The organism is Streptomyces sp. sk2.1 (assembly GCF_008120935.1).
Taxonomy (GTDB): domain Bacteria; phylum Actinomycetota; class Actinomycetes; order Streptomycetales; family Streptomycetaceae; genus Streptomyces.
Map to the genome: position 1 here is coordinate 1 of NZ_RDBO01000020.1, position 24955 is coordinate 24955.

The window sequence follows — 24955 nt, forward strand, 5'->3', positions numbered from 1 at the left end:
GGCCGAAGAGGAGCAGGTGGCCGGCCGGGGAGCTGAGCGCGTCGGCGAGGCGGACGTCCTGCTCGGCGGCCTCGATCCCGGTCTCCTCGCGCAGTTCCCGGACGACGGCGTGCTTCCATTCCTCGTCGTGGTCGATGAAGCCGCCGGGGAGGGCGATGCCGCCGGGGTGGGGCGGGATGGTGCGGGTGATGACGACGAGTCCGGTGCCGTCCGGGTCGGTGACGGGGAGCAGGGCCACGGCGACCGGCAGCGGGTTGCGGTAGGCGGTGCTGCCGCAGGCGGCGCAGGTGCGGGGCCAGCCGGCGGTCGCGGCGTACGGTGCTCCGCAACCACCGCAGTGGGAGTTGTCGACCGGTGCGTGGGAGTTGCTCGTGGATGCGGACACGCGCGGACTGTATCCGATCCCCGGGCGCACTCCCCCGCACTCCTGGATTATGTGCTCATGACAGGTCTCGCTTTCGCTTCCCGTGTCCTGGCGACCGCTGCCGCCACCCTGCTCGCCGTCGTCGCCGCCGTTCCCGTGGCCGGGGCGGCGCCCGAGCCGAAGGCGCCCGAGGAGTTCGTGGCGCTGCGTTCGGTGGATCCGACGATCATCCAGGAGATGCGCTACCCCACCGCGCACAACTTCATGGGCGTTCCGGTGGACGGCTACCGCCAGCCGCTCTGCATCCTGACCCGGCCCGCCGCCCGCGCCCTGCACCGCGCGCAGGTCCGGCTGCTGCGCCTGGGCTACTCGCTGAAGGTGTACGACTGCTACCGGCCGCAGCGGGCGGTCGACCACTTCGTGCGCTGGGCGAAGGACCTCGACGACCAGGCGATGAAGCGCGAGTTCTATCCCCGGGTCGACAAGACGCGGCTGTTCGCGGACGGTTACATCGCGGAGAAGTCCGGGCACAGCCGGGGCAGCACGGTGGACCTGACGCTGGTGAGGCTGCCCGCCGCGCCGACCCCGCCGTACCTGCCCGGTCAGGAGCAGGTGCCCTGTCACGCGCCCGCGGCCGACCGCTTCCCGGACAACTCCGTGGACATGGGCACGGGGTTCGACTGCTTCGACACGCTCTCCCACACCGACGACCCGCGCGTCGGGGGGAAGCAGCGCGCCCACCGGCAGTTCCTGAAGAAGAGCCTCGCCGACGTCGGCTTCGTCAACCTGGCCGAGGAGTGGTGGCACTACACCTTCAAGCCCGAGACGTTCCCGGACACCTACTTCGACTTCCCGGTGGCCAGAAGGTCCGTGGCGGGGCACTGAGGACCTGCCGGGCGGCCCCGGGTCCGCTGCGCGGAAGGGGCGGCCGGTAACACCCCCGCGGATTCCGGCCGCCCGCTTCTCCCACTTCGACGCGAACCGGCCGTTTCCGGTTGCCGTTCGAGCCATTACGGTGCCCGTATGTCACAGCAGACGTTCGATTCCTACGAAGAGTTCTGGCCCTATTACGTGGCGATGCACTCCAGGGCGGCGACCCGCTGGGTCCATCTGACGGGCACGCTGACGGGGCTCGCGGTCAGCGCCTACGGCCTGGCACGGGGGCGTCGGAGGTACCTGGCCGCGTTGCCGCTGATCGGTTACGGAACGGCCTGGCCCGCGCACTTCCTGATCGAGGGGAACAACCCGGCCACCTTCGGGCATCCGGCCTGGTCGCTGCGCGGCGACGTGCAGATGATCCGGATGATGCTGGCGGGGCGCGACCGGGAGCTGGCGGAGATCGCGGCCAAGTGGCTCGCCGAGCACCGCTGACGGCAGTCCGGCCGGCGGTCCGCACGACCGGGCCGCCCGGCGGGTGAGGACCGCTCGCCCCGGCACCGGTCGGCATGTGGCCCGGCCCCCGGTCGGCGGGGGTCCGGGCCACATGTCGTGATCCGGACGCGGGGCATCACGTCGTGGCGGTTTCGACGCGGGACGTCACGTCGTGTTCCGGACGCGGGACGTCACGTCGTGGCGGGTTCGCGGACGCGTTCCGCGCGGGCCAGGGCGTGTTCGACCACCGTGGCCAGGACCTCCCGCACGGAGGAGCGGTCGCGCGCGTCGCACATGAGCACGGGCACCTCGGGGTCCAGGTCCAGTGCGGCCTGCACCGTCTCGGTGGGGAACCGGTCGGCCCCCTCGAAGCAGTTCACCGCGACGGCGAACGGGATGGCGCGGCGTTCGAAGTAGTCGACCGCCGCGAAGCAGTCCTCCAGGCGCCGGGTGTCCGCGAGCACGACCGCGCCCAGGGCGCCCTGCGCCAGTTCGTCCCACAGGAACCAGAACCGGTCCTGTCCCGGTGTGCCGAAGAGGTAGAGCACCAGGTCCTCGCGGAGGGTGATCCGGCCGAAGTCCATGGCCACCGTGGTGGTGGTCTTCGCCTCCACCCCGGCCAGGTCGTCCACCGGACGGCCCGCCTCGCTCAGCCTCTCCTCCGTGCGCAGCGGCCTGATCTCGCTGACCGCGCCGACCAGGGTCGTCTTGCCCACTCCGAAGCCGCCCGCCACCAGGATTTTCAGGGTAACGGGCTCCACGGGCCGCTTCTTGCGGCTAGAGCGCCCGAAGGCCATTGATCACCTCGCGAAGAATGTTCACGTCCGGCAGCTCGGCCGGCGGAACGGGACGGGTCACATGCACCAGTTCGTCCTCGACGAGGTCGCCGACCAGCACCCGGACCACCCCTACGGGGAGGTCGAGGCCGGCCGCGAGCTCGGCGATCGACTGGGGCACGCCGGAACAGAGCTCGATGATCTCCACGTGTTCCGGGGAGAGCGTCTGGTCCCTGCCCGGATCGTCGGCTTCCGGTTCGGGGACGACGATCGCGATCAGGTCGAGCCGGTGACGGGAGGCGCTGCTGGTACGGCCCCGGGTCATCGCGTACGGACGGACCACCGGCCCCGCTTCGGCGTCGTACCAGTGCGAAGCCCGCGGGTCGGTGGGCGTTGCCGGAGATCTGGAGGATTCGGCGCTCACCGTCCACTCACCCCCCGGCGGCCGAACCGGGCGTCCGTGGGGCGTTGGCCAGGTGTGCGCCGACCCGCTTGACCATCAGCGTCATCTCGTACGCCACCTGGCCGACGTCGGAGTCGGCGTCGGCCAGCACCGCGAGACAGCTCCCGTCCCCGGCCGCGGTGACGAAGAGGAACGCCTCGTCGAGTTCGACGACGGTCTGGCGGACCCTGCCCGCGTCGAAGTGCCGCCCGACTCCCTTGGCGAGGCTGTGGAAGCCGGAGGCGACGGCCGCCAGGTGCTCGCTGTCCTCGCGGGTCAGGCCCTTCGACGTGCCGGTGGCGAGACCGTCGCTGGAGAGCACCAGCGCCTTGTGGATGCTGGAGACCCGCTCGACGAGTTCGTCGAGGAGCCAGTTGAGCTGGCCGGAGCCCTGGCGTGCGGCATCGGTCGCAGCGACGTTCGGTGCGGTCATGGACCGTCCCCTCCCGGAGTGGTTCCTTGTGCTGTGTCACCGGGACCGGACACGTCCTCGGCGTTCTGCCGACGTCCGCGCTGCCAGCCGCGTTGGAGCGAAGCCATGCGGCTGCGTACCTCGTCCGCGTCGCGGTCGAAGTCCTGGGCCGGGTCCGTCCGGGCCGGTTCCGCGTCACGGAGGCCCGAGTCCTCGCGCAGCTGCGGGGCGAGGCTGGCCTGCCGGACGCGGCGGGGCAGCCCTCCCACGGTCTCGCGGGTGCTCGGGGCCCCGGAGGGAGCGGGCCCTGCGGGGGTGGCGGGCTCGGTGGGTTTCCGGAAGCCGGTGGGCTGCCGGGGTTCGGTGGCGGCACCGGGGTGCCACGGGGCGGCGGCCGGCGGCGTGCTGCCCGGGTCCGGCGATCCGGCGCCCGGTCCGGGGCGTGCGGTGTCGAGGGACCTGGGGCCGGAGGTCTCGGCGGGGCCGCGCCCGGCGGCCGCGGAGCGGGCCCGGCCCGCCTCGTCGACCCGGCGGCCGTTGTCGGCGACCAGGGTCGGCGGCTTGCGGCGGGGCAGCGGCACCGGCCTGCCGGGGTGCGCGTCGGCCGCGGTCCCGGCCGGCCGGTCCGCGGCCTGCTGGTGCTGGTCGCGGCCGTCGTCGCGGCGCAGCTCGCGGGCCCGGAAGATGCCGCCGCGCTCGCTCTCGGTGTCGTCGAGGTCCGAGGCGCCGCCCAGCAGGGGGTCGAGCAGCGGGTCGTCGTCGAAGTCCAGTGCTCCGACGGGGCCTTCGAGCTCCACGGGGCCGTCCAGGAGGGCCGGGTCCACGAGGCCGGTCGGCACGGGGGCGAGGGTGGAGGGCCGGCCGGTCCGGCGGTCCGGCGCGCCGTCGCCGCCCGTCGGCTCCCCGGCCTTCCGTCCGCCCGCTCCGATCGCCCGCTCGGCCCTGCGGTCCAGGCGGAATCCGGTGCCGTGGGTGTCCGGGGCGTCGGTGAGCAGCGCCGCCGGGATGAAGACGACCGCGGTCGTACCCCCGTAGGGGGAGGGTTGCAGCGAGACCCGGACGCTCTGGCGCTGCGCGAGGCGGCTGACCACGAACAGGCCGAGCCGGTCGGTGTCGGAGAGTTCGAACTCGGGGGTCTCGGCGAGCCGCAGATTGGCGTCCAGGAGGACTTCGGGGGGCATGCCCAGGCCGCGGTCGTGGATCTCCAGCGTGAAGCCGTTGGCGACGCGTTCGCCGTGCACCTGGACCGCGGTGTGCGGGGGCGAGAACACGGTCGCGTTCTCCAGGAGTTCGGCGATCAGATGGGTGAGGTCGGCGACCGCGGGGCCGCCCACGCCGATGCGGGGCAGTCGGCGGACCTCGATCCGCTCGTAGTCCTCGACCTCGGCGACCGCCGCCCGCACCACGTCCATCAGCTGGATCGGCTTGCGCCACTGGCGGGAGGGCGCGGCGCCGGAGAGGATCACCAGGCCCTCGGCGTGGCGCCGCATGCGGGTGGTCAGGTGGTCGAGGCGGAAGAGGTCCGCGAGTTCGTCGGTGTTCTCGGTACGGCGCTCCATCGTGTCCAGGAGCGTCAGCTGGCGGTGCAGCAGCACCTGGTTGCGGCGGGCGAGGTTGACGAACACCTCGGACACTCCGCGCCGCATGTCGGCCTGCTTGACCGCGGCCTCGACGGCCGCCCGTTGCAGGGTGTTGAGGGCCTGGCCGACCTGGCCGATCTCGTCGCGCTCGTACTGGAGGTGCGGGGCCTCCGTCTCCACGTCGACCTGCTCCCCCGCGGCCAGGCGGCGCATCACGCTCGGCAGTCGCACGCCGGAGACCTCGTGGGCGTCCTTGCGGAGCCTGGAGAGGTCGCGGATGAGTTCGCGGCCGATGCGCACGGAGACGAACAGCGAGGCGACCAGGGCGAGGAATCCGAGGACGCCCGCGACGCCGGCCTTGATCAGGACGCCGTACCCGGCGGGTTTGCCGCGGTCCTGGAAACGGTTTCCCATCTCGGTGGAGTCGTTGGCCAGCCGCTCCAGGACCGGTGCGGCCGCCTCCTGCCAGCGCTCGGCGTCGACGGCCCGCGGGTCCTGGGTGGGGCCATCCTGGACGAGGGTCCGCTCCGCGGTCCTGAGCGGTTCGCTGTCCGGGCTCGCCCAGTACTGCTCGATGCGCTGCCGCTCCGACGCGGGAAGCATCTCGGCGTTGATCTCGTAGAGCAGTTCGCGATTGGCCACGAGGTCGGAGACCTGGCGCAGTTCGGCGGCGGTGAGCCGGCCCGCGATGAGCGACGAGGCGATCAGGGCGTCCTCGCGGGAGAGCATCTCGCGGGCGCGGGAGATCCCGACCAGGGCCCGGACCTGTTTGTCCATCGACACGTTCTCCATCGTGCGGAGACCGGTCAGAAAGCGGTAGCAGGGATCTATGAGCCGCCCGTAGAACTCCATCGCCCTGGAACGGTCGATGGTGCGCTCGTCGACCGATTCACGCAGTGCGCCCAGCCCCTCCACGGTGCCCAGGATGGAGTCGAGCTGGGAATCGTCCTCGGAACTGAGGGCCTCGCGAATGTCTTTCTGGCGCGCGCCGTCCTTGAGGCCCGTCAGGACGCGGTCGGTGGCAGTGCGTTGACGTTGCAGGAGCGGGAGGGCGTCGGAGGCCCTGGGGTCGGCGAGGAAGACGAGGGTCTGGCGGCGCTCGTCCTGAATGGCCCGGACCGTGTCCTCCAGCGGATGGCCGACCTTCTCCACGATGGTGCTCGCACTCATCAGTTGTCTGGCCTCGCGCCCCGTCAGATAGGTGGCGAATCCCCAGAGTCCGGTGAGGGAGACGAGCGGCACCAGCAGCAGCGCCACGATCTTCCTGCGGATGGACTTTCCGCGAAAGCGCATGGACTCCCCCAGCTCGACCCCGTGTGCCGGGGGTCGTGTTCCGTCAACAAACGGCGCGAGCCTACTACCGACACGGAGACAACTCGAAGGGACGTCCGGACGATTTTCAGCCGCTCTCCTCGTTATTGATCATGGCTTGTCCCGGTATTCCGGGCAATGAAATTCGCGAAAGCGGCAGAAGAGACCCGCCAATGCTTCACCATGTTCGACAGGGCAGTTGGCTGGAATTATTCGCTCCATGACGGATCGGGGGAATCTTCACGACCGGTCACTCGTCCGTCTGTACGGGACATCTGTACGAGGTGGGGGCAGCCCGGGGAGAAACGGTGTCCGCGAGGCGGGATCATGGTGGGGGTTGCGACTCCGGTCCGCCGGAGGAAACCGGTGGGGCGGGACGGTCCGATCCGCCCGCGTAGAGACGGCGCAGGCCGGGCAGCAACCCTGAAGTCGGACAGTGGTGGGGAGTTGAGAGTCCTTGGAAACGGAAGAGCGTCGGGGTGCGGTGCTGTCGGCACCGGCCGCGGCGGCACGACCTGCGGCGAACGGGGCGAGGATCCCGCGCCAGCAGCTGTGGGTGGAAGAGCCCGCGGGACGGCGCCGGATGCCGGACCCGGTCCGCACGTCCGCCGTGCGCGCGGTTCTCATCATGTCGCTGACGATCATTCAGGCGATGGTGGCGTTCCTGTGCACTCTGACCGGGTCCTGGCTGGCGTTCCCGATGGTGCTGAGCAGCGTGGGCAGCACGGTGGTCGCGACCTGGTCGGTGCTGGACGTCTGGATCACCCGGCAGGTCTGGAACCAGCGCAACGGCGTGGTCTCCGCGCCGAGCAGTTCGGCACGGCAGCTGCGCCGCGAGCGGCGCAGGGCACGACGGGCGGCACGGGCCGCGCAGCGGGACGAGGCGCGGATACGCCGCCGGGGCGCGGGAAACCTCTCGCAGGCCTGAGCGCCCCGGCAGGTCCGCACGCCCGGGGAGAGGCCGGGGCCTCTCCCCGGGTCGCGCCGGCCCCCGCGGACCCGGCGCGATCCGGGCGGGAAGTCCGGGGAGCGTGTTCCGAAAGTTCCCGCCCGCCCGGGAACGCCCTCCGGGCGGACGACGCCACTTCCGCGACGCGCTTCAGGCGTCCTGCTCCGCGGGGGTCCGGTCGGTACCGGGCGGTGTCGTGGCGCGCTTGAACATGCGGGTGGCGGTGATCTCGCCGTGCACCGTCCCGCCGCCCGGGTCCTGCTGCGGCAGGCCGGGGCGCAGGTGCTCCTCCACGCTGATGTACTTCAGCCCGGCCCGCAGGTCCGCGTCATTGCGCAACCGGATGACCAGCGGGAATTCCGCGAGTGCCGTGGTGTCGAACAGTCCGGTCGTGTAGAGCAGCTGCACGCCCAGGGCGTCGGACACCGCGCGCTGGAGCTCCAGCAGATAGGTGGCGTTGGCGCGGCCGATGGGGTTGTCCAGGAAGAGGGTGCCCGCGTGCCGGTGCTGGTGGCGGTCCCGTCCCCGGTCGTTGCTGCGCAGCGCGGCCATGGTGCAGTACAGGGCGATGGCAGCGGTGAGCAGCTGGCCGCCGGAGAAGACGTCGCCCATCTGTCCGACCGGGACGCGCTCGGCGCGGAGCACCGCGTCCGGCTTGAGGATCTCCACGGCGACGCCCCTGGGCTCCAGCGCCGCCTGCACACCGCGCAGCAGGAGGGACATGCCGTCCCTGCGCAGGTCGGAGTTCTTCCTCAGCGCGGCGCGGGTGGCCTCGTCGATGACCTCGCCGAGCCGCTCGGTGAGCGTCGCCTGGTCGGGTTCCTCGAAGCGGATGCGGAGGAATTCCTGACCGGACCACTCCCCCAGCCCCTCCGGCAGCCGGGAGAGCCGCTGGGCGGAGCGCAGGGTGGTGAGCGCGGACTCCACGAGACCGCGCAGCCGGTCGACGATGGAGTCGCGGTTGCGTTCCAGCTGGGCCAGTTCGTCGGTGAGCACGCGGAGCCGGGGCGCGAAGGCGACGGCCCACTTCTCGGCGTGCTCGGGCAGCGCCGCGGCGGGCAGTTCGCGGATCTGCTGGCGCGCGGGGGTGCGGACCTGTTCGTAGCGGGTGGAGTTGGCGTGCCGTACGAGGACGTCGCTCGCTTCCCGTACGGCGCTCTCGGCGGCGGAGAGGTCGGTGGCGCAGCCGCGCAGCGAGCGGCGGGCCTCGGCCGCGGACTGCCGGGCCTCGTCGAGGCTGCCGGGGTACGGCTCGGGGGCCTCGGCGTCGTCGTCCGCGCCGTGGTCCCTGAGCAGGTCCCGCAGGAGCGCGGCCGTCTCGTCGAAGCCGCCCGCCGAGTCCTCGGCGGTGCGGTGGGCGTGCAGCAGCTCGGCGTGGGCGGCGCGGGCGGTGTCCAGCGTCGCGGTGGCGGAGGCCAGTTCGGCCGTGGCGGTGCGCAGGAGGGCCTGGGCCTGCTCGGCATCGGCGGGGACCAGCTCGTCGGGGAGTTCGGTGTGGTGGGACTCGCCGTCGGCCGGGGCCAGGCGCTCGGCCTCGCCGCGCAGCCGGCCCAGTTGCTCGCTCGCCGTGGAGGCCCGGGTCTCCAGGAGCTGCACCAGGGACTCGGCACGGGCCGCGGCGGCCTGCCGGGAGGGCCCGTCGGCTCCGTCGGTTCCTTCGAGGAGCTGGGCGGCCCGGGTGCGGACCTTGTTGGTGAGCCGGTCCAGTTCGGCGAGGGCGGCGCTCTCGTCGCTCTCGGCGCGGGCCTGCTCGGCGCGCAGGTCCGCGCCGACGCCCACCTTCTCGTACAGCTGGGAGGCGGCCCGGTACGCCTCGCGCAGGGCGGGGAGCGCGGGGCGCGGGGCGTCGCCGTCGGGCTCCGGGAGCTGCTCGGGGGCGCCCGCGATCTCGGCGCGTTCGGCGCGCAGGGCGCGGGCCGTGCGCCGGGCGTCGTCGGCGGCGCGCTGCGCGGCCCTGCGGTCCTCGTCGGCGGCGCGGGCCCGCTCCAGGCAGACGGTGGCGCGGGCCTCGGACTCGGCCGCCTCGTCGGTCAGTTCGCGGAGCTTCGCCTGCCAGCCGGCGCGTTCACGGAGCCGGTACGCCAGGCCCGCGAGGGCGTCGGCGGCCCGGCGGGCGCGCTGGGCCGCCTCCTGGCGCTCGTCGCGGACGCGGGCGGTGTCCGCGGCCGCCTCGTCGGCCTCGGCGCGCACCGTACGGGCTTCCGCGAGTTCGGCCTCGGCCGTCTCCGCTGCGGTGCGGGCGGTGCCGGCGGCCTCGGCGAGTTCGGCGAGCATGCCGGGCGGGCAGTCGGCGCGCCAGGAACCGATGCGGGCGGCGAGGGCGCGGTCCGCGGCGAGCCGGGCGGCGAGGGCGCGGATGTCCTCGTCGCGCGCCGCGGCCCGGGTCCTGAGGGCCTGTCGTTCCTCGTCGGCCGCGTGCTCGTCGTGCATCGCCGGGTTCGGCGGGACGAGGAACACGCCCTCGGTGTGGGGGCCCGCGGCCGGGACGGGGGCGAGCAGGGCCGCGGCGGTGCCGACGGCGACCGCGGAACGCGGCAGCAGGGCGGCGCCGTCGAGGACCTCGCGGGCGCGGGCGTGCGAGTCGGGGTCGGTGATGACCACGCCGTCGACCAGCTCGGGGCGGGTCGCGAGGACCGCCGCGTGGTCGGCGGGGTCCACGGCCTGGGCGAGGTACCGCCAGCCGGGCAGGGCGGGGATGCCGTGCTCGCCGAGGTACTCGACGGTGGCCAGGACGTCGGGCCCGGGAGGCAGCAGACCCCCGTCGCCGAGCGCGCCGAGGATCCGCGCGTCGTCGGCGGCCGCCGTGCGCAGCTCGAAGAGGCGTCGTTCGGCGGAGCCGATGCCCTGGTCGAGCAGCTCCCGCAGTTCGTCGGCGCTGCGGTCGAACTCCTGGGCCGTGAGCGACCGTTCGCGAACGCCGGGCTGCTGCCCGGGGCCGGTGGGCGCCCGGTCGTCCCGCTCTCCCCCGGCGGGGCGCGAGCCCGTTCCGGCCGGGCCGGTTTCGGTGCCGTCCGTGCCGTGCGGTGCGGGAAGGCCCAGCAGGTCGGCCAGCCGGTGGTCGGCGGCGATCGACTCGGCGGCCCTGAACTCGGCCTCGTACGACTGCTCCGCGGCCTGTGCGGCGTCGGCGGCACGGGCCGCGGCGAGTTCGGCGCGGCTCTCGGCGGCCGCGGCCTCCCTGGCCCGGTCGGCCGCCGTGCGGGCGGCCTCCCTGGCGGTGTCCCAGGCGGCGACGGCGGACTGCTCGGCGTCGCTCGCGGCGAGGGCGGCGCGCGCCGGGTCGGCGTCGGGCGCGGTGTCGTCGAGCCAGCCGGCCCGTACCGCCTGGGCCGTCTCCTGTTCGACCTCGGCGAGGCGCTGGCGCAGGTGTCCGGCCTCGCTGCGGGCGCGCTGGGCCTCGGTGGCGGCGGTGGTGGCGTCCCGGTGGGCGGTCTCGCCCGCGCTCTGCAGGGCGTCGGAACGCTCCTCCTCCTCGTTGGCCAGGTTCTCCCCGGCCTCCGCGGCGATGTGCAGGGCCTGTACCAGGTCGGCGGCGGCCTCGGCACGGGCGGCGAGCGCGGGCGCGGCGTCCCGTTCGGCCTCCCGGATCGCGGCGGCCACCCGTGCGGAGCGGTCGCCGGCCGCGCGGTGCCGCAGCACGGCCTCGGCGGCCTGCCAGGCGGAGTGCAGGGTGCGGGCGTCGACCAGTTCGCGGCGCTGGGCGGCGGCGCCCTTCTCCGCAGCGGCCAGGGCCAGGGAGGCGTGCCGGTAGGCCAGTTCGGCGGCGGCCAGGGCGCTGCGGCCGCGTGCTTCTTCGGCCGTGGTGACGGTGTGGGCGGCGCCCGTCACCTGCTGGGCGAGTTCGGTGCTGCGGCCGCGTTCCTGACCGGCCCGGACGGAGAGCCTGCGGGCGAGCGTACGGGTGCGGCGCTCGGCGCCGGCGTGGATGTCCCGGGCGCGGGAGCGGGTGCCCGCGGCCTCCACGATCCGTCCGAGCAGGTCGACCGAGCCCGCCGTGAAGTCCCGTTCGGCGGTCAGCTCGGCCCGGCGGCCCAGTTTGTTGCCGAAGCCGCCGACCAGGTCCGCGAGGCCGTCCGTGTCCCGGGTGTCGGTGACGGCCCGCAGCAGCAGGTCGGTGAAGTCGGAGTCCTTCTTGACCGCGAAGAGGCCCGCCGCCTCGCCCTCGTCGGCGTTCATCTCGCGCTGGTAGCGGAAGAGTTCGGGGTCGAGTCCGAGGTCCCCGAGGTGTTCGTTCCACCGGTCGTGGATCTCTTCCCAGTGCACGTCGAGGTGCTGGTAGAACTTGCCCGCCTCGGTCAGGGCGTCGCGGAAGCCCTTCATCGTGCGCCGTCGGCCCCGTGCGCCGGAGGCGCCTTCGGCGGACGGGCGTACGGAGGTGGCCTCGGCGACCGGCAGGGAGTCCAGGCTGAGTCCGGGTCCGGGCCGGAAGGAGTACCAGGCCTCGGCGAACTTCCTCGGGTCGTTGGAGACCTGCCGGCCGCGCCATTCGCTGACCTTGCCGACGACCACGCACTCGCCGGTGAGGGTGTGCTGCCACTCCAGGGCGACGTGTCCGCAGTCGTCGGCGAGGAGGAACTTGCGCAGCACGCCGGAGCTGGCCCCGCCGAGGGTGTTGCGGTGGCCGGGCAGCATCACCGAGAAGATCAGCTTCAGCAGCACCGACTTGCCGCCGCCGTTCTCCAGGAAGAGCACACCGGCGGGTGCCGGGCGGCGCGGCGGGCCGACCGGCTCCTCCTCGAAGAACTCCGCCTGGGCCGGCGCGGGGTTGGGCACGGGCTCGCCCACTCCGCGCAGGTCAAGCACGGTGTCGGCGTAGCGCGCACCGGCAGGCCCGATGGAGTAGAGGCGGACCCGGGACAGCTCGTACATGGCGGCGGACTCTCGTCGTTCGGGCGGTGAAGGCGGTGGGGCGGTGGAGGCGGTGGGGTTGCGAAGGAGAGGTGGTCAGGAGTGGAAGGGCAGACCGGCGTCGGCGACCAGTTCCAGGTCGTCGGGGTCGGGCGGCGGGAGGAGCGTCGCCGTGCCGTCGGTGACCGGGACGACGCCGAGTTCCAGCAGTTCGGCCATGGCGGCGCCGCCGGCCATGTCGCGCACCTGGAGCTGGTAGCGGGCGGTGGTGCGGAAGGCGCCGCCGGCGTCGTCCCCGGTGCGCTGGAGGAAACCGGAGTCGGTGAGGAAGGCGACGGCCTTCCCGACGATGCCGGTGGTGGAACCGGCCAGCCGGCGGGCGTCCTTCGTCGCGCCGGTGGCGCTGCGCCGGGCGTAGATCCGCCATGCGGCTTCGAGTCCGGGGGCGTCGGTGGCCGGGTCGGTGTTGTCCCCGTGCTCCTCCGCGCGCTCCTCCAGCCGGCGGCACGCCTGACGTACGAAGGAGTCGACGCCGTTGACCGTGATGCGGCCGATGTACGCGTCGTCGGCGAGGTCCTCGGGGCGGGGGAAGGCCATCGTGGCGACGGCGAGGTGCGCGAGCCCGTGCAGGAAGCGGTCGGCGGAGTCGGAGGAGGCGCGGCGGGCGTAGTCGCCCATGCGGACGGCGAAGACGGAGTCCTCCCCCGCCGTCACGGCCATGCCCGCGCGGGTCGACACCTCCAGCACGACCAGGCCCAGCCCGGTCGCCACCGCGTCGGCGAGCCGGGCGAAGGCGGGCTCCTCCCGGTAGCGGCGGAGCAGTTCGGCGTACTCGGCGTCGCGGGCGGGCAGCAGTTTGGGCTGGAGGCCGAAGGCGACGAGCCGGGCGGCGTCCGCGGCGTCGGCCGGGGTGACGGACGCGGTGGTGGGGCCCGTCGGGGCGGCGGGCGCCGCGCCCTCGGTGACGTACGCGGCGGCCGGCTCGCCCCACGCGTCGGCGTGCTGTGCGCGGTGGTCGCTCACGACTGTCGCTCCTTGCTGCGGAAACTCTTCGGTACGGGGCGGACGGCACGGACTCTCGCGACCGCGGTCCGGGACGGTACGGGGCGGGCGGCACGGGCTCTCGCCGTGGGCGTCCGGGGCGGTACGGGGCGGGCGGCGCACGTGCCGACGGATGTCATATGCCCGCCGACGGGCCGGGGGCGCCCCCGGCCGGTCGACGCCGTCCGGGAGAGCGGGTGGCGGGCCGGGCGCGCCGCGCCGGTCATGACGCCTCCGAGCGGTCCGCGGCCATCCCGACCGCGTCGAGCAGGGCCGTGCCCACGATCAGGTCGGCGCCGCCGAACTCCGGGTCGTCGAGCTGCGTCCCGTCGTCCACGGAGAACAGCAGGCGCTGCTCCCCCTGCCGGTAGGCCGTGCCGACCGGCGGGCTCGCGGCGTGCACCGCGAGCAGGGCGACCAGGTAGGGAAGTTCCGGATCGCGGCGGCGGGCCTCGGCGAGGAGTCCGGAGAGCCGTCTCGGGGCGTCGTGCTCCAGGTCGAGGAGCTCCATGGCGCTCGCGAGCTGCTCCTCGCTGAACCGGCTGTCGTCCGGGGTGGCGATCAGATCGGGCTCGGGCATCTCGGCGCCCAGGTGCTCCCGCTCCAGGGGCGGGGTGAGCAGCAGGCCGACGAGGTCGCCCATCCGCACCGAGGAGGGGGTGCGCAGCCCGGTGCCGCGGGCGAAGAAGGCGTCGGTGACGCGGATGGCCCGTTCCACGGGGAGCGGCAGCAGCGGGGCGACGAGCTGGCCGTAGAGGTCGAGGCCGGTGCGGGCGGCGGGGGTGGCGAACGCCTGCCGGTCCTGTTCGGCGCGGAAGAGCGGGCCGGCCTCCAGCAGTCGGGACTGCAGCTGGGTGTGGCGGCGGATGCAGTCCTTGACGATGTCGACGAGTTCGGCGGCGCGCCTCTTGTGCTCGGGCTCCTCGGCCTCGTCACGGGCCTTGCGGATGTTGGTGAGGATCGCGTTCTCGTGGCGGTAGCGGTCGGCCACGTGGTCCAGCGCCTCGGCGATCATGTCGGGCACCGCGTTGAGCCAGTCGACCGCCCGGACGTTGCGCCGGGTGGCCTCCAGCGTCTTGCGGAGGGTCTCCGCGTACTGGACGGTGCGGTAGCGGGCCTGTTCGGCGGCGAGCTGCGCGTCCGCGAGGCGGCCCCGGCTGATGAGGACCTCCAGCTTGACCTCGGCGGCGATCTGGGCGCTGGTGACGTCCGTGTCGAGGGCGCCGACCAGGACGTTGACGGCCTCGTCGGTGGTGCGGAGGTAGACCGCGCCGCCGTGGCCCGGGACCTCCTCGATCAGTTTGAAGTCGTAGTCCCTGCGGGTGTAGAGGCCGTCGGCGCCGAAGGTGCCGTACACGGCGCGGAATCCGCGGTCCACGCTGCCGACGTTGATCAGGTTCTCCAGCACCCAGCGGGCCACCCGCTCGTGCTCGGCGGCCGGGCGGGCCGGGGCCTGGGCGGCGACGCGGGGAAGCAGCCTGGCCACTATCTGGTCGTGGTCGGCACCGGTGTCGAAGTCCATGTTGAGCGTCACGAGGTCGATCGCGGCGAGCGCCACCTCGGCCATCGCGTAGACCGTGTACTCCCCGGCCAGATTCGCCTTGCGCACATCGAGGTCGTGCAGCGGCGCCGTGCAGGCGAGCGCGCGCAGCCGCCGCGCGAGCCCCTCGTCGGCGGCCGGACCCGGGGCGGGTCGCGGCCCCGCGCTGAGCTGGGGCGCAGCGTTGTCCGTGTAGGCAGGCGAAGTCACGGTGCACAGATTAGGTCCTCACACTGACACCGGTCGAAACGACGCAGAAGCGACCCCCGCCCGGGGTCGTCGCCCGGCGGCCCGGCGGCCGCCGTCACCGTCGTCGTGCGGGGCTCCGGCGGTGCGGTCGGCGCCGTCGCGCGAAGCCCCGCGGCGCGGTCACGGCCGTTCGCCGGGGTGTTCGGGTGCGGGGGCGTCGCGGTCGGGTTCCGGGGTGCCGTATCCCCCGCCGCCGGGGGTGCGGAGCACCAGTACGTCGCCCGGTTCCAGGTCGGCCGTGTCGCAGCCGCGCAGCGGGGTGGGCGGGCGGCCGTCCGGGTGCTCGACGCACTGGTCCCCCAGGGCGCCCGGTCCGCCGCCCGCCATGCCGTAGGGGCGGACCCTGCGGTGGCCGGAGAGCAGGGCCACGGTGACGGGTTCCAGGAAGCGGATCCGCCGCTCCACCCCGCAGCCGCCGTGCCGTCGGCCGGCGCCCCCGCTGCCCTCCCGCACCCGGAAGTCCTCCAGCAGCACGGGGTAGCGCCATTCGAGGACCTCGGGGTCGGTGAGGCGGGAGTTGGTCATGTGGGTCTGCACGGCGTCGGCCCCGTCGAAGTCCTCGCCCGCGCCCGAGCCGCTCGCCACGGTCTCGTAGTACTGGATCCGTTCGTTGCCGAAGGTGAGGTTGTTCATGGTGCCCGAGCCCTCGGCCTGGACGCCGAGGGCGGCGTACAGGGCGCCGGTGACGGCCTGGGACGTCTCCACGTTTCCCGCGACGGTGGCCGCGGGATGGACGGGGGCCAGCATGGAACCCTCCGGAATCCTCACTTCCAGGGGCTTGAGGCAGCCGCTGTTGAGCGGGATGTCGTCGTCGACCAGGGTCCGGAAGACGTACAGCACGGCCGCCATGACCACGGACTTCGGCGCGTTGAAGTTGTCCGGCCGCTGCGGCGACGTGCCGGTGAAGTCGATGACCGCGCCGCGGGCGGCCCGGTCCACGGTGAGGGAGACCTCGATGACCGCGCCGCTGTCGGTCTCGTAGCGGTAGGAGCCGTCGTGCAGTGCGGCGACGGTCCGGCGGACGGACTCCTCGGCGTTGTCCTGCACGTGGCCCATGTACGCGGCGACGGTCTCGCGTCCGAACTGGTCGACCATGCGCCGGAGTTCGGCGATGCCCTTCTCGTTGGCGGCGATCTGGGCGCGCAGGTCGGCGATGTTGGTGTCGGGGTCGCGGGAGGGGTGTGCGGCGGTGGTGAGCAGTTCGCGCGTCTCGGCCTCGCGGAACCTGCCGTCCCGTACCAGCAGCCAGTTGTCGAACAGCACGCCCTCCTCGTGGACGGTGCGGCTGAAGGCGGGCATGGAGCCGGGGCTGATGCCGCCGATCTCGGCGTGGTGTCCGCGCGAGGCCACGAGGAAGACCGGTTTCCCGCCGTCGTCCCGGTCGTCGAAGACCGGTGTCACGACGGTGACGTCGGGCAGATGGGTGCCGCCGTGGTACGGGTCGTTGACGGCGTACACGTCCCCGGGCCGCATCGACCCGGCGTTGCGGCGCAGCACCTCCTTGATGGACTCCCCCATCGAGCCGAGGTGGACCGGGATGTGCGGGGCGTTGGCGATCAGGTTGCCGTCCGCGTCGAAGAGCGCGCAGGAGAAGTCCAGCCGTTCCTTGATGTTGACGGAGTGGGCCGTGTTCTCCAGACGCACACCCATCTGTTCGGCGATCGACATGAAGAGGTTGTTGAAGACCTCCAGCATGACGGGGTCGACACGGGTGCCGACGGCCGTGCGCTCCGGTCGCGGGCTCGCCCGGGTGAGCAGCAGGTGGCCGGTGTCGGCGAGCGAGGCCCGCCAGCCCGGGGCGACGACGGTGGTGGCGTCCGCCTCGGTGATCACGGCGGGGCCGGTCACGGTGTCCCGGGGGCGCAGCTCGTCGCGGCGGTGGAGGGGGGTGTCGTGCCAGTGTCCGTCGGCGAACATCCGTACGGTGTCGTGCGGTCGCGGTGGTGCGCCGCCTCGGCGCGGGCGGCCGGCCGGCCTCGGCCGGTGCCTGCCCGCCGTTCCGGCCGCCTCGACCGAGACCGCCTCGACGACCAGGGGCTTGTCCATGGTGAACGAGTAGCGGGCGCGGTGCTCGGTGGTGAACGCCTCGGCCATGGCGGGGGCGGTGTCCAGGTCGACGGGCAGGCTCGCGTCCGTACCGGCGTAACGCAGGAGCACCCGGGCGCGGGTGCTGATCGCACTGTCGGGGATGGCGTCGGCGCGCAGTTCGGCGCGGGTGCGGGCGGCCAGTTCGGCGCAGAGCTCGCCCACCTCCTCGCGGGTCGTCGGGTTCAGTTCCGCCTCCACGGACCGTTCGCGCATGGCGGTGGCGTCGGCGAGGCCGATGCCGTACGCGGAGAGCACACCGGCGAGCGGGGGCACCAGGACCGTGTCGATGCCCAGGGAGTCGGCGACGGCGCAGACGTGCTGGCCACCGGCACCGCCGAAGCCGGTGAGGGCGTAGCGGGTGATGTCGTGTCCGCGCTGCACGGAGATCCTCTTGACCGCGTTCGCCATGTTGAGCACGGCGATCTCCAGGAATCCGGCGGCGACCCCGGCGGCGGTGGGCCGGGTCCCGGTGGCGTGCGCGATCTCGTCGGCGAGCGCGTCGAAGCGTTCGCGCACGAGGCCGGCGTCGAGCGGCAGGTCGCCGTCCGGTCCGAAGACGGCCGGGAAGTACGCGGGCTGGACGCGGCCGAGCATCACGTTGGCGTCGGTGACGGTCAGCGGTCCGCCGCGGCGGTAGCAGGCCGGGCCGGGGATCGCGCCCGCCGAGTCGGGACCGACCCGGTAGCGCCGGCCGTCGAAGTGCAGGACGGAGCCGCCGCCGGCCGCGACGGTGTGGATGCTCATCATGGGGGCGCGCATCCGGACACCGGCCACCTGGGTGCCCAGTTCGCGCTCGAACGCGCCCGCGTAGTGCGACACGTCGGTGGACGTGCCGCCCATGTCGAAGCCGATGACGCGGTCGAAGCCGGCCTGTCGGGAGGTGCGGGCCATGCCGACCACGCCGCCGGCGGGCCCGGAGAGCACCGCGTCCTTCCCCCGGAAGTGGGAGGCCTCGCGCAGCCCGCCGTTGGACTGCATGAACATCAGCCGGATGCCGTCGAGCTCCTCGGCGATCCCCTCGACGTACCGGCGCAGGATCGGCGACAGGTAGGCGTCGACGACGGTGGTGTCGCCGCGCGGTACGAGTTTGATCAGCGGGCTCACCTCGTGCGAGCAGCTGATCCGGGTGAAGCCCGCGGCGCGGGCCGCGTCGGCCACGGCGCGTTCGTGCGCGGGGTGGCGGTAGCCGTGCATCAGGACCACGGCGGCGGCGCTCAGTCCGTCGGCCCGCGCGGCCGCCAGGGGCGCGGTCAGGGCGTCCGGGTCCAACGGGGTCACGACCCGGCCCCGGGCGTCGATCCGCTCGGGCACCTCGATCACCCGTTCGTAGAGGGCCTCGGGCAGCAGGATGCGGCGGTCGAAGAGCTTCGGCCGGTTCTGGTACGCGATGCGCAGGGCGTCGCGGAAGCCCCGCGTGATGACCAGGGCGGTCGGCTCGCCGCGCCGTTCCAGCAGGGCGTTGGTGGCGACCGTCGTGCCGATCCGCACCGTGTCCACCCGGTCGGCGGGGACCGGTTCGCCGGGGCCGAGGCCCAGCAGTGCCCTGATCCCGGCCACGCCGGCGTCGCGGTAGCGGTCCGGGTCGTGGGAGAGGAGTTTGCGGGTGACCAGCCGCCCGGCCGGGTCCCGGCCCACGACATCGGTGAACGTGCCGCCCCGGTCGATCCAGAAATCCCAGCGTCCGCTCATCCCTCCATGGTGGCCCGCGGAGCGGGCCGGGGGCCGGGCGGCGCGGCGGGTCCGGGGCATGGTCGGCCCGGACGGCGGGTGACGGGCCGTCGGGCACCGGGCCGGTACGGCGGAGTGCGCGACCGGGCGCCGACCCGGTACGACAGGGTGCCCAGCCGGGCATCGACCCGGTTCAGCGGAGTGCGCGACCGGGCACCGGGCCGGTACGACAGAGTGTCCGGCCGGGTGTCGACCCGATGCGTCGAGGTGTCCGGCAGGGCGTCCGGCCAGGCATCGCCCCGATACGGCGGGGTGTGCGTCCGGGTGCCGACCCGGTACGGCAAGGTGCCCAGCCGGGTGTCGACCCTATGCGTCGAGGTGTCCGGCCAGGCATCGGGCCGGTACGGCGGAGTGCGCGACCGGGTGCCGGGGCCGCGCCCCGCGCGGTCAGACCGCGGGGGCGTCGGGGCCGATCCGGCTGCGGACCGCCGTCTGCACCTCGGCCTCCTCGGCCGGGTCCGCGGCGAGGCGGCGCAGGCGTTCGGCGACCTTGATGTCGCCGGTCTCCGCGTGGAGTGCGGCGACCTCCCGGGTGGTCTCCTCGCAGTCCCACAGGCATTCGACGGCGAAGCCGGTGGCGAAGGAGGGGTCGGTGGCGGCCAGTGCGCGGGCCGTCCGGCCGCGCAGGTGCGACGAGGACGTCTCCCGGTAGACGTGCCTGAGCACGGGGGCGGCGCAGGCGATGCCGAGCCGGCCCGCGCCGTCGACGAGGGTCCACAGCCGCGGGGTGTCCGGTCCCTCGCCCCGTACGGCCTCGCGGAGCGCGCCGAGGACCAGGGACGCGTCCTGGGCGCCGCCCCGGCAGGCGAGCACTCCGGCGGCGGAGGCACCGAGCGCGTCGGGCCGCCGGGCCCAGCGCCGGGCCCGGTCCACGGCCGCCTCGCCGCACATCCGCTCGAAGGCGGCGACGGACGCCTCGGCGACGGTGTGCGAGGAGCTCGCCGCCCCGGTCTCGATCAGATCGAGCACGGCCGGATCCCTGGCCTCCGCCAGGTAGTGCAGGGCGGCGCAGCGCGCGCCGTCGGGGCCGCTGCGGGCAGCCTCGACGATCGCGGGCCGGTCCTCCGGGCCCGCGACGGCGTTGAGGCAGCGGGCGGCGGGCACGTGCAGGGCGCTGCCGCGCTCGTGTCCCTGCTGGGCCCAGTCGAAGACGGCCTGGACGCTCCAGCCGGGGCGGGGGCCGCCGGGTCGCATCTGGCGCTGCCAGCGGTCGAACGAGCCGCGTTCCGACGCGGCCCTGACCCGGCCGCCGACCGCCTCGCGCGGGTCGTCCGCCCAGAGCCGCCAGGGGCGGGGCTCGTAGGCGTCCCGTACGGTGGCGGCCAGTTCGGCGGCGCCCTCCTCGGTGTCCGGGAACCTGCCGAGCACGGGCACGGCGAGGGCGCGGAGCCCCGCGTCGTCGTCGCGCAGGGCGAGCTCGTCCAGGGCCCAGGCCCAGTTGGCGCCGGTCGCGGCGTACCGCCGCAGCAGGGCCAGGGCGTCCTCGCGTCCGTACGAGGCGAGGTGGCCGAGCACGGAGAGGGCCAGGCCGGTGCGCGAGTCGTCGGTGTCGAGGTGGTCGTCGGGACCGCACAGGTGCCGTTCGATCTCCTCGATGCCGCCGTCGAGGTCGAGATAAAGGCGTGCGTAGTAGAGGGAGCGGTTCTCCACCTGCCAGTCGTGACGCGGGTCGCTCAGGACGCAGTGGTTGAGGGCCGCCAGGGCTTCGGGGCGCGGTGCGGCGAGCGCGTGGAGCGTGCCGTCGCCGCGGCCTCTCTGCAGCAGGCCGAGCAGGGTGCCGCTCGGCGCTATGAACGGATCGAACATGGAAAGAGCCTCACATCAAGCTGTCGACGCAACCGGGACTGTGCAGTTCCAAGTGCCGGGTGGGCACTACGCCGCGCAGCGACATGATCGGCCGACCGCCGTCTTCTGCTTGGTGTAGACCATCTTCCTCTACCTCTCGTCGGTGGCCCGAACCAGGGCCCGCGACGTCATGATGACCCAGCCATTTCGCCACCGCGACCACATTTACGGCGTACCCGGTCAGCGGGAGCCGAAGAGTTCCAGCAGGTCGGCCTTGCCGAACATGCGGGCCGTGTCCAGGGCGGAGGGCGTTCCGGCGGCCGGGTCGGCCCCCGCCGCGAGCAGGGCCCCGATCACCGCGTCCTCACCCTTGAAGACCGCGCCGGCGAGCGGCGTCTGCCCCCGGTCGTTGGCCCGGTCCGGGTCGGCCCCGCGGTCGACGAGGGCCGTGACCGCGGCGGCGTGCCCGTGGTACGCGGCGAGCATCAGCAGCGAGTCCCCGCGGTCGTTGGTGAGGTCGGCGGGCACGCCGGCGTCGACGTACGCGGCGAGCGTCTCCGTCTCGCCCCGGCGGGCGAGGTCGAAGATCTTCGTCGCCAGCTCGATCACCTCGGGATCGGGGGTTTCGCTCATCAGAGGGGCCGCCTTCCGTTTTCCGGTCCCGACTGCCGCCGAACCGCCTGGACGCACGCCGTGAAGGCCGTGCGAATGAACCGACAGGGTACTGCCCGTCCGGCCGGACGGACCGGCCCACCCGGAACGGGGAATCGAACGCGACGCCCCTGCCACGCATTCCGCTTCGCCGGAACCATCCTGCGGCCATTCAAGTGAAAATAACGACTTTTCACCCGAATGCAGCTTTTATCGAATGGATACTTCCGGTGAACCTGGAAGGACTCATGGTGACCGTCCCCCCAACCAGGAGAACCTCTCATGATCCTGTCCATGTCAGGCGTCGTCATTCTCGGCATCATCGTCTTCCTGTTCTTCAGGAAGGACGGCCTCAAGGCGTCCCACGCCCTCGTCACCGCCCTGTTCGGCTTCTACCTGGCGGGCACCGCCATCGCACCGAGCATCACCGCGGGCGGCGCGAGCCTCGCCGGCCTCCTGGGCGGGATCAAGTTCTGACCCTCCTCGACCGCTCCCACCCCTTCAGGAGACAGACGTGGCCCGGCGACCACTCCCCCGCATTCTGAGCAGCGGCAGCGCCTCGATCACTCGCAGTCGCGAGTTCGCGCGCACGGCCGCCGACAACGCCACCGACGTCCTCCATCCGCTGTTCACGGTCACCCGTGGCCTGCGGCTGCTGGTCGGCACCGGACGGCAGAGGTGGGCCGCGACGCCCAAGGACCGGCGTGGTCCCACGCTGTTCCTCGTCGCGGCCTGCGTCCTGGTGTTCGCGGTCATCCCGTACGGGGGGCTGATCGCCCTGGTCACGGTGATGGGCGCGGCAGCCTGGGCGGGGCGGGAGCGGACCCCGGTGAAGACCGGCCCCGACGAGGCGGAGACCACGCGGCTCCGTTCCCTGTACGAGGCGCTCGTGCCGTACTTCTCCGTGGCCGACGACCCCGACCCGCTGTTCGCCCACGGCGGCGACTGGGCGAAGGTCCTCGACGAGTACCGGTTCGACGACAACGGACGGCTGACCCGCCTCCAGGTGACGTACCCCGCCCATTTCACCGACAGCGAGGCCGCCTCCCGGGCCCGGATCGAGCAGCTGCTGCACACCAAGTCCGGCCGCGGCCGCGAGTACCGCTTCTCCTGGGACGAGGAGGCGAACCGGCTCGTCATGGAGGTCCTCGCCCCCCTGCCCACCTCGATCTGCGCCCAGCGGTTCGTGACCGCGCCCGGCGAGACCGTGCTGGGCTTCACCGACGACGACGCGGTGCAGCGCACGGTCCCCGTGCAGGACGGCGACACGATGCGCGACGCCCCTCCGGTCGTCTGGCGGACGGGCGCCCGCTCCACCGAGCCGCACCTGCTGGTCGTCGGACAGCCCGGCAGCGGCACCACGACCCTGATGCGCTCCATCGCCCTCCAGGCGCTCCAGCACGGCGACGTACTGATCGTCGAGGGCGGCGGAGCGGGCGAGTACGCCTTCCTGGCCGGACGCGACGGCGTACTGGCCCTGGAGTGCGGCCCGGCCGGCGCGTCGGCGATCCTGGAGTGGGCGGTCCACGAGACGGAACGGCGGCTGCTCGCCGCCAACCGGGCCCGGCAGGCCGGCCACCCCGCCCCCGACGACGTCAGGCGCCCGCTGTGGATCCTGCTGGACCGGCCCGGCGTCCTCGGCCACCTGGCCGCCGCCGAGAACCGGCCCGACCCGCGGGACCTGCTCCAGGTGCCGCTGCGGCACGGCAGGGCCGCCAACGTCACCGTGGTGCTGGCCGACCAGTTCGACGGCCTGGACTCCCTCGGCGAGACCGTCCTGGCCCACACCCGGGCCCGGGTGGTGCTCGGCCACTGCTCCCCCGAGCAGATCGGGACGGTGCTCGGCGCCGAACCCCCCACCACCCCGCCGCCCGGCGTCCCGGCCGGCCGCGGCTACGCCCGGCTCGGCACCGGTCCGGTGCTCCGGCTCCAGGTGCCCGCCACGCCCGACCCCTACGACGAGGCGACCGGCGAGGCGCAGCGGCAGTCGGTGCTCTGTCTGCTCCCGGAGCCGCAGGACCCGGCCGGAGCCGCCGCACCGGCCGGAGCGGACACGGCGGACACCGGGCCGGACGTCCCGGAGGGCGTCCCGGAACCGGTCCTGCCGCGCACCATGACCGCCGCCGTGGCCGCCGAGGCGGTCGACTGACCGGGCCGGGTGGGCCCGGTCGCCGGACCGGGCCCACCCTGGCCCCGCTCCGACCCGCCCGGCCCCGTCCCGGTCAGGCGACGAACGTCCGCGGTGTCTCGACCCCCGCACCGGCGCCCGACCCCACCAGCTGCGCGGCCGCCGCGAGCCGTACCGCCGCCTCGTCCGCCACCGGCCCGGTGACCGTGAACGGCAGCCGCACGTACCCCTCGAAGGCGCCGTCGACCCCGAAGCGGGGGCCGGAGGGGACCCGGATGCCGACCCGCTCGCCGGCCACCGCGAGCCGGGAACCGGAGAGGCCGCCGGTGCGCACCCAGAGCGTGAGACCGCCGCTCGGCACGGAGAACTCCCAGTCGGGCAGTTCCCGGCGGACCGCGGCGACGAGCGAGTCCCGGTTCTCCCGCGCCTGCTCGCGCCTCAGCCGGACGGCCTCCTCCCAGCCGCCGGTGCGCATCAGCCAGTTGACCGCGAGCTGTTCCAGGACGGGCGTCCCCATGTCGGCGTAGGCGCGGGCGGCCACCAGGCTGCGGATCACGTCCGGGGCGGCGCGCACCCAGCCGATCCGCATGCCCGCCCAGAACGCCTTGCTGGCCGACCCGACGGTGAGCACGGTGGAGCCCGCCGGGTCGAAGGCGCAGACCCGGCGCGGCATCCGCACGTCGTCGTCGAGGCGGAGCTCGTTCATCGTCTCGTCGACGACCAGGACCGTGCCCGCGGAACGGGCGGCGTCCACCAGGTCCCGCCGCCGGTCCTCGTCGGCGAGCGCGCCGGTCGGGTTGTGGAAGTCGGCGACGACGTAGGCGAGCCGCGGCGCCGCGTCACGCAGCACCTGCCGCCACCGGTTCATGTCCCAGCCGCCGAGCCCCTCCTCCATCGCCACCGGCACCAGCCGGGCGCCCGTCTCCCGCATCAGCTGCAGGATGTTGGCGTAGCTCGGGGACTCCACCGCGATCCGCTCGCCGCGGCCCGCGAAGAGGTGGCAGATCGCGTCGATCGCGCCCATCGCCCCGGTGGTGACCATGATCTGTTCGGGCATGGTCGGAATGCCGTGCCCGGTGTACCGGTCGGCGATCATCTGCCGCAGGGCGGGCAGTCCGGCCGGGTAGTCGCCGTGGGTGTGGGCGTACGGCGCGAGCTCCTCGATGGCGCCCTGCACGGCCCGGGTCAGCCAGGGTTCGGGCGCGGGCAGCGAGGCGCAGCCCAGGTCGATCATCGAACCGAGCGACTCCGGGGGCAGCGGCTCCAGGCCGCGCGCGGGCAGCGGGTTGCCCGCGGGCACGGCGGTCCAGCTGCCGGCCCCCCGCCGGGACTCCAGGAACCCCTCGCTCCGCAGCGCCTCGTAGGCGGCGGCGACGGTGGTGCGGCTGACGGACAGCGCGAGCGCCAGTTCACGCTCGGCGGGCAGCCGGGCGGCGACCGGCACCCGGCCCTCCAGGACCAGGAGACGGATGCCGTCGGCCAGTGCACGATAGGCGGGCGGGCGACGGGTGCCCGGCCCGGCGGGCCGGGACTGCTGCGCCTGGAGCTGCCGGGCGAGCTGAGCCGCACCCACCGCCGAGGTCCACTGAGCCATGGAAATCAGTCCACCTTCCTCGGATTGGCCATAGTTGGCCACCAATCCCCTGCCACAGAGTGACATGCGGCAGTCCACATCCACCACACCAGGGGGCA

General features: G+C 73.9%; 17 protein-coding genes. 5 read left to right on the forward strand and 12 right to left on the reverse strand.

Translation table 11 applies throughout. From position 1 onward, the window contains the following. On the reverse strand, positions 1-385 hold a 385-nt coding region (locus EAO76_RS03425; protein ID WP_148833183.1), incomplete at its 3' end, for an NUDIX domain-containing protein. 57 nt (positions 386-442) lie between these two features. On the opposite strand from EAO76_RS03425, the gene EAO76_RS03430 reads away from it, so the two are divergent. Together EAO76_RS03430 and EAO76_RS03435 are read left to right on the forward strand one after the other, a co-directional pair. Then, complete coding sequence (locus EAO76_RS03430) at positions 443-1249, forward strand: M15 family metallopeptidase (RefSeq protein WP_148833185.1); 807 nt, start codon at positions 443-445, stop codon at positions 1247-1249. Positions 1250-1387: 138 nt separating this feature from the next. After that, a complete protein-coding gene (locus tag EAO76_RS03435) occupies positions 1388-1735 on the forward strand; it encodes a DUF962 domain-containing protein (RefSeq protein ID WP_148833187.1) in 348 nt (115 codons plus the stop codon). A 191-nt stretch (positions 1736-1926) separates the two neighbouring features. On the opposite strand, the gene EAO76_RS03440 is transcribed toward EAO76_RS03435, so the two are convergent. Genes EAO76_RS03440 through EAO76_RS03455 form a run of 4 tightly spaced genes read right to left on the reverse strand, consistent with a single transcriptional unit; the run spans position 1927 to position 6238 of the window. Further along, on the reverse strand, positions 1927-2532 hold the full coding sequence (locus EAO76_RS03440) for an ATP/GTP-binding protein (protein WP_148833189.1): 606 nt from the start codon (positions 2530-2532) through the stop codon (positions 1927-1929). Next, positions 2513-2935, reverse strand: coding sequence for a DUF742 domain-containing protein (locus tag EAO76_RS03445; RefSeq protein ID WP_148833191.1), 423 nt, complete (start codon positions 2933-2935; stop codon positions 2513-2515). The genes EAO76_RS03440 and EAO76_RS03445 overlap by 20 nt, the downstream gene beginning before the upstream one ends. Positions 2936-2942: 7 nt before the next feature. After that, positions 2943-3386: a roadblock/LC7 domain-containing protein gene (locus tag EAO76_RS03450; RefSeq protein ID WP_148833193.1), complete on the reverse strand. Its 444-nt coding sequence runs from the start codon at positions 3384-3386 to the stop codon at positions 2943-2945. Next, positions 3383-6238, reverse strand: a complete 2856-nt coding sequence (locus EAO76_RS03455; protein ID WP_148833195.1) for a nitrate- and nitrite sensing domain-containing protein — start codon at positions 6236-6238, stop codon at positions 3383-3385. Before EAO76_RS03455 ends, EAO76_RS03450 begins: the two co-directional genes overlap by 4 nt. A gap of 475 nt (positions 6239-6713) precedes the next feature. Between EAO76_RS03455 and EAO76_RS03460 the strand changes: the two genes are divergently transcribed. Beyond that, positions 6714-7184, forward strand: coding sequence for a hypothetical protein (locus EAO76_RS03460; protein ID WP_187438453.1), 471 nt, complete (start codon positions 6714-6716; stop codon positions 7182-7184). Positions 7185-7355: 171 nt separating this feature from the next. On the opposite strand, the gene EAO76_RS03465 is transcribed toward EAO76_RS03460, so the two are convergent. From EAO76_RS03465 to EAO76_RS03490, 6 genes are all read right to left on the reverse strand, one after another. After that, positions 7356-12074, reverse strand: a complete 4719-nt coding sequence (locus EAO76_RS03465) for a hypothetical protein (protein WP_148833197.1) — start codon at positions 12072-12074, stop codon at positions 7356-7358. A 75-nt stretch (positions 12075-12149) separates the two neighbouring features. Beyond that, positions 12150-13076, reverse strand: coding sequence for a hypothetical protein (locus EAO76_RS03470; RefSeq protein ID WP_148833199.1), 927 nt, complete (start codon positions 13074-13076; stop codon positions 12150-12152). A 241-nt stretch (positions 13077-13317) separates the two neighbouring features. Then, entirely contained in the window at positions 13318-14844 is a 1527-nt protein-coding gene (locus EAO76_RS03475; protein ID WP_148833201.1) for a hypothetical protein, read from the reverse strand. A gap of 159 nt (positions 14845-15003) precedes the next feature. Next, on the reverse strand, positions 15004-18660 hold the full coding sequence (locus tag EAO76_RS03480) for a hydantoinase B/oxoprolinase family protein (RefSeq protein WP_148833203.1): 3657 nt from the start codon (positions 18658-18660) through the stop codon (positions 15004-15006). 426 nt (positions 18661-19086) lie between these two features. Continuing rightward, positions 19087-20505, reverse strand: coding sequence for a HEAT repeat domain-containing protein (locus tag EAO76_RS03485; RefSeq protein ID WP_148833205.1), 1419 nt, complete (start codon positions 20503-20505; stop codon positions 19087-19089). Positions 20506-20724: 219 nt separating this feature from the next. Next, positions 20725-21117, reverse strand: a complete 393-nt coding sequence (locus tag EAO76_RS03490; protein WP_148833207.1) for an ankyrin repeat domain-containing protein — start codon at positions 21115-21117, stop codon at positions 20725-20727. A gap of 300 nt (positions 21118-21417) precedes the next feature. Here EAO76_RS03490 and EAO76_RS03495 point away from each other — a divergent pair, with 300 nt between their 5' ends. Together EAO76_RS03495 and EAO76_RS03500 are read left to right on the forward strand one after the other, a co-directional pair. Then, complete coding sequence (locus EAO76_RS03495; RefSeq protein ID WP_018103962.1) at positions 21418-21612, forward strand: hypothetical protein; 195 nt, start codon at positions 21418-21420, stop codon at positions 21610-21612. 37 nt (positions 21613-21649) lie between these two features. Continuing rightward, positions 21650-23284 carry an ATP-binding protein gene (locus tag EAO76_RS03500; RefSeq protein ID WP_148833209.1) on the forward strand — a complete coding sequence of 545 codons (1635 nt, stop codon included), beginning with the start codon at positions 21650-21652 and terminating at the stop codon, positions 23282-23284. 73 nt (positions 23285-23357) lie between these two features. Here EAO76_RS03500 and EAO76_RS03505 read toward each other — a convergent pair whose 3' ends face one another. Continuing rightward, positions 23358-24857: a PLP-dependent aminotransferase family protein gene (locus EAO76_RS03505; RefSeq protein ID WP_148833211.1), complete on the reverse strand. Its 1500-nt coding sequence runs from the start codon at positions 24855-24857 to the stop codon at positions 23358-23360. Positions 24858-24955 lie beyond the last annotated feature (98 nt).

Coding starts and splice junctions, on each gene's coding strand:
- EAO76_RS03430 (WP_148833185.1), top strand. CDS start 443: ATGACAGGTCTCGCTTTCGCTTCCCGTGTCCTGGCGACCGCTGCCGCC.
- EAO76_RS03435 (WP_148833187.1), top strand. CDS start 1,388: ATGTCACAGCAGACGTTCGATTCCTACGAAGAGTTCTGGCCCTATTAC.
- EAO76_RS03440 (WP_148833189.1), bottom strand. CDS start 2,532: ATGGCCTTCGGGCGCTCTAGCCGCAAGAAGCGGCCCGTGGAGCCCGTT.
- EAO76_RS03450 (WP_148833193.1), bottom strand. CDS start 3,386: ATGACCGCACCGAACGTCGCTGCGACCGATGCCGCACGCCAGGGCTCC.
- EAO76_RS03455 (WP_148833195.1), bottom strand. CDS start 6,238: ATGCGCTTTCGCGGAAAGTCCATCCGCAGGAAGATCGTGGCGCTGCTG.
- EAO76_RS03465 (WP_148833197.1), bottom strand. CDS start 12,074: ATGTACGAGCTGTCCCGGGTCCGCCTCTACTCCATCGGGCCTGCCGGT.
- EAO76_RS03480 (WP_148833203.1), bottom strand. CDS start 18,660: ATGAGCGGACGCTGGGATTTCTGGATCGACCGGGGCGGCACGTTCACC.
- EAO76_RS03485 (WP_148833205.1), bottom strand. CDS start 20,505: ATGTTCGATCCGTTCATAGCGCCGAGCGGCACCCTGCTCGGCCTGCTG.
- EAO76_RS03490 (WP_148833207.1), bottom strand. CDS start 21,117: ATGAGCGAAACCCCCGATCCCGAGGTGATCGAGCTGGCGACGAAGATC.
- EAO76_RS03495 (WP_018103962.1), top strand. CDS start 21,418: ATGATCCTGTCCATGTCAGGCGTCGTCATTCTCGGCATCATCGTCTTC.
- EAO76_RS03505 (WP_148833211.1), bottom strand. CDS start 24,857: ATGGCTCAGTGGACCTCGGCGGTGGGTGCGGCTCAGCTCGCCCGGCAG.